1 protein-coding gene is annotated in these 581 nt (G+C 48.0%); it reads right to left on the bottom strand.

Annotated elements, in window-relative coordinates; all coding sequences use genetic code 11:
* The coding region (locus R7Q48_RS29395) for a vancomycin high temperature exclusion protein (protein WP_318133891.1) at positions 1–581 on the bottom strand (581 nt) is incomplete at both ends.

Consider the following 581-nt stretch of genomic DNA (forward strand, 5'->3'; position numbering starts at 1 on the left):
CAAGAATTGGCTCTTGAGGGCCAAGGAAGCGTGGCTGCGTATTCATCACGTAGAGATCCAAAAATGCTTTCACACGAGCAAGCAGTTCACGAATTCGCATCGAAGTTTTTTGTTTGTTCGCCGTTGGGCCTGCTACTGCAAGGCACTGTGCATCAATGTTATACGCATCGGCAATGAACAACGCGCGCTCACAGTGAAAGCGTTGAGTCACTATCAAAAAACGCTCTGAGGCGAAGATCTTTTTTGCTCGCACGATGGAATCCAAAGTCCGAAATCCAGCGTAATCGAGGTGGATGACTTCTTCTGGGACGCCGGCTTTAAGCAGATCTCCTTTCATGGTCCATGGCTCATTGTAAGAGCGATGTGCGTTGTCTCCGCTAAGCAAAAACTGTTTCACTTTGCCTTGTTTATAAAGCTCGATCGCTGCATTGATGCGATGAGTGTAATAGGTGTTGAGTGTCTTTCCGATGTATTTACTCGTACCAAGCACCACCGCGACTTCGTGCTGGGGTATTTGGTCGTAATCGATAAAGATATTGTCTTTGGCCTGCAATGCGACCCAGCGGTCGATGGCAACGACA

Source organism: Vibrio sp. 378, assembly GCF_033339435.1.